The organism is Azospirillum himalayense, assembly GCF_042657465.1.
In the GTDB taxonomy this organism is placed as follows: Bacteria; Pseudomonadota; Alphaproteobacteria; order Azospirillales; family Azospirillaceae; genus Azospirillum; species Azospirillum himalayense.
In genome coordinates, this window is the sequence record NZ_JBHSLC010000048.1 from 1 (window position 1) to 3,570 (window position 3,570).

Consider the following 3,570-nt stretch of genomic DNA (forward strand, 5'->3'; position numbering starts at 1 on the left):
CCAGGAAGCCGGTCGTCGGCTTCATCGCCGGGCGCACCGCGCCTCCGGGCCGCCGCATGGGCCACGCCGGCGCGGTGATCTCCGGCGGCAACGACACCGCGGACTTCAAGATCGAGTTCATGAAGTCCGTCGGCATCGCCGTCGCCGACAGCCCCGCGAGCCTGGGTTCCACCATGCTCAAGGTCTTCAAGGGCTGATAAAGCGGGGGCGGGACCCCATATTCCCGCCCACTGCCGAAGGACCGGCGGCCCCGTGTCTCCTCCCGGAGATGCGGGGCCGCCCGGAGCCCCGCGACAAGCAAAAAAACTCTCTGAGGGAACCGGGCAAACGCCCGAGGCAAACATATGTCCGCTAATCTGGAGAAGACCTCGTTCCTGTTCGGCTCGAACGCCGAATATGTCGCGGAGTTGTACGCGCGCTTCCTGAAGGACCCCTCCTCGGTGGATTCGAGCTGGAACGGCTTCTTCAGGGAGCTGGACGACGACTCCCGCGCCGTCCTGAACGAGCTGAACGGCCCGTCCTGGAGCCTGGAGGAGGGCACGCTCGCCAACGGCGCGCTCGACCCCATCGCCGCCTCGCTGGAAAGCATCGGTGCCCCGGCCGCGACCAACGGCAACGCCGGCCTCGTCGCCCATGCCCAGCAGGTCTATGGCGGCATCAGCCACCAGCAGCTGCGCGCCGCGACGCTCGACAGCATCCGCGCGCTGATGCTCATCCGCGTCTACCGCGTGCGCGGCCACATGAACGCGCATTTCGACCCGCTGGGTCTCGAGAAGCGCGAGCCGCACCCGGAACTCGATCCGGCGACCTACGGCTTCGGCCCGGGCGACATGGACCGCCCGATCTTCCTGAACTACTCGCTGGGCCTGGAGACGGCGTCGCTGCGCCAGATCCTGGAGATCCTGCAGAAGACCTACTGCGGGAACATCGGCGTCGAGTTCATGCACATCCAGGACCCGGAAGAGAAGGCCTGGATCCAGGAGCGCATCGAGGGCGGGCGCAACCACACCGACTTCACGGTGAACGGCAAGCGCGCTATCTACGAGCGCCTGATCGCCGCCGAGGGCTTCGAGAAGTTCCTGCAGCTCAAGTACACGGGCACCAAGCGCTTCGGCCTTGAGGGCGGCGAGTCGATGATCCCCGCGCTGGAGCAGATCCTGAAGCGCGGCGGCCAGCTCGGCCTCAAGGAGGTCGTCGTCGGCATGGCCCACCGCGGCCGGCTGAACATGCTGACCAACTTCATGGGCAAGCCCTTCGCCGCGGTCTTCTCGGAGTTCCAGGGCAACCCGTCCAGCCCGCAGGACGTGCAGGGCTCGGGCGACGTGAAGTACCACCTGGGCACCTCGTCGGACCGCGACTTCAACGGCAACATCGTCCACCTGTCGCTGACCGCCAACCCGTCCCACCTGGAATGGGTCAACCCGGTCGTGCTGGGCAAGGTGCGCGCCAAGCAGGCGCAGCGCAACGACCTGGAGCGCGAGCAGGTCATGGGCGTGCTGATCCACGGCGACGCCGCCTTCGCCGGCCAGGGCATCGTGGCCGAGACGCTGGGCCTGTCGGAGCTGCGCGGCTACCGCACTGGCGGCACCGTGCACTTCATCATCAACAACCAGATCGGCTTCACCACGAATCCGACCTATTCGCGGTCCGGCGTCTACTGCTCGGACATGGCGAAGATGGTCCAGGCGCCGATCTTCCACGTCAACGGCGACGACCCCGAGTCCGTCGTCCACATCAGCCGCATCGCCGCCGAGTTCCGCCAGAAGTTCAAGCGGGACGTGGTGATCGACATGGTCTGCTACCGCCGCCACGGCCACAACGAGGGCGACGAGCCGGGCTTCACCCAGCCGCTGATGTACAAGAAGATCCGCGCCCACGGCACCACGCGGGAGCTGTACGGCAAGCAGCTCGTCGAGGAGAACGTCCTCACCCAGGCCGAGTCCGATCAGATGATCCAGGACTTCATGAAGAAGCTGGAGGGTGAGTTCGAGGCCGCCAACTCCTTCAAGCCGAACAAGGCCGACTGGCTGGAAGGCAAGTGGTCGGGCCTGGAGGCCGCGAAGACCGACGACGAGCGCAAGGGCAACACCGGCGTGGCGATCGACGTGCTGCGCGAGGTCGGCAACAAGCTCTGCGAGTACCCCAAGGACTTCGCGATCAACTCGAAGATCGCCCGCCAGCTCGAGGCCAAGAAGAAGTCGCTGGAGACCGGCGAGGGCATCGACTGGGCGACCGCGGAAGCGCTCGCCTACGGCACGCTGCTGGTCGAGGGCAACGGCGTCCGCCTGTCCGGCCAGGACTCGGGCCGCGGCACCTTCTCGCACCGCCACGCGGTGATGTACGACCAGAACAACGAGAACAAGTACATCCCGCTGAACCACCTGCGCCCCGACCAGGGCCCGTTCGAGGTGCATGACAGCCCGCTGTCCGAGGCCGCCGTGGTCGGCTTCGAATACGGCTATTCGCTGGCCGAGCCGCACAGCCTGACCCTGTGGGAGGCGCAGTTCGGCGACTTCGCCAACACCGCCCAGACCATCATCGACCAGTTCCTCTCGTCGGGCGAATCGAAGTGGCTGCGCATGTCCGGCCTCGTGCTGCTGCTGCCGCACGGCTACGAGGGCCAGGGTCCGGAGCACTCCTCGGCCCGTCCGGAGCGCTTCCTCCAGATGTCCGCCGAGGACAACTGGCAGATCTGCAACCTGACGACCCCGGCGAACCTGTTCCACGCCTTCCGCCGCCAGATGCGCCGGCCCTTCCGCAAGCCGCTGGTGCTGTTCACGCCGAAGTCGCTGCTGCGCCACAAGCTGTGCGTCTCCAGCCTGTCGGAGCTGGCCGAGGGCACGAACTTCCGCCGCGTGCTCGGCGAGACGGCGACCGACCTGCTGCCGAACGAGAAGATCCGCCGCATCGTGGTCTGCACCGGCAAGGTCTATTACGACCTGCTGCAGGAGCGCACCGCGCGCGGCATCAAGGACGTGGCGCTCGTCCGGCTGGAGCAGCTCTACCCGTTCCCCCGCTCCGCCCTGACCGAGGAGTTCGCCCGCTATCCGAACGCCGAGGTCGTGTGGTGCCAGGAGGAGCCGGAGAACCAGGGCTACTGGGCCTTCGTCGACCGCCGTCTGGAAGGCGCCCTCACCTCGATCGAGCACAAGGCCGCGCGCCCCAGCTACGCCGGCCGTCCGGCCGCCGCGTCGCCGGCCACCGGCCTGCTCAAGCGTCACAACCAGGAGCAGGCGAAGCTTCTGGAAGACGCGCTCGTCATCCGCTGACTCGACGCCCAGGCGTAGAACAAGAAAGTACGAGAGGAACTTATGGCTACCGAAATCAAGGTCCCCACCCTGGGCGAGTCCGTCTCCGAGGCGACCGTTGCCCGCTGGCTGAAGAAGGTCGGCGACGCGGTCGCCGCCGACGAGGCTCTGGTCGAGCTGGAGACCGACAAGGTCACGCTTGAGGTGAACGCCCCGTCCGCCGGCACGCTGGCGGAGATCGTCGCCGCCGACGGCGCCAACGTCGGCGTCGGCGCCCTTCTGGGCGTCCTCGGCGAGGCCGGCGCCGCCATGGCCGCGGAGG

General features: G+C 67.4%; 2 protein-coding genes and 1 pseudogene. All 3 read left to right on the forward strand.

Translation table 11 applies throughout. The annotated features are described in order from the left end of the window. A pseudogene (locus ACFPMG_RS21465) lies at window positions 1-197 on the forward strand (succinate--CoA ligase subunit alpha); the annotation flags it as partial. A 147-nt stretch (window positions 198-344) separates the two neighbouring features. After that, window positions 345-3,269: a 2-oxoglutarate dehydrogenase E1 component gene (locus tag ACFPMG_RS21470; protein WP_376997221.1), complete on the forward strand. Its 2,925-nt coding sequence runs from the start codon at window positions 345-347 to the stop codon at window positions 3,267-3,269. Window positions 3,270-3,311: 42 nt separating this feature from the next. Beyond that, window positions 3,312-3,570, forward strand: a 259-nt coding sequence (locus ACFPMG_RS21475) for a biotin/lipoyl-containing protein (protein WP_376997222.1), incomplete at its 3' end; no start/stop codon positions are given.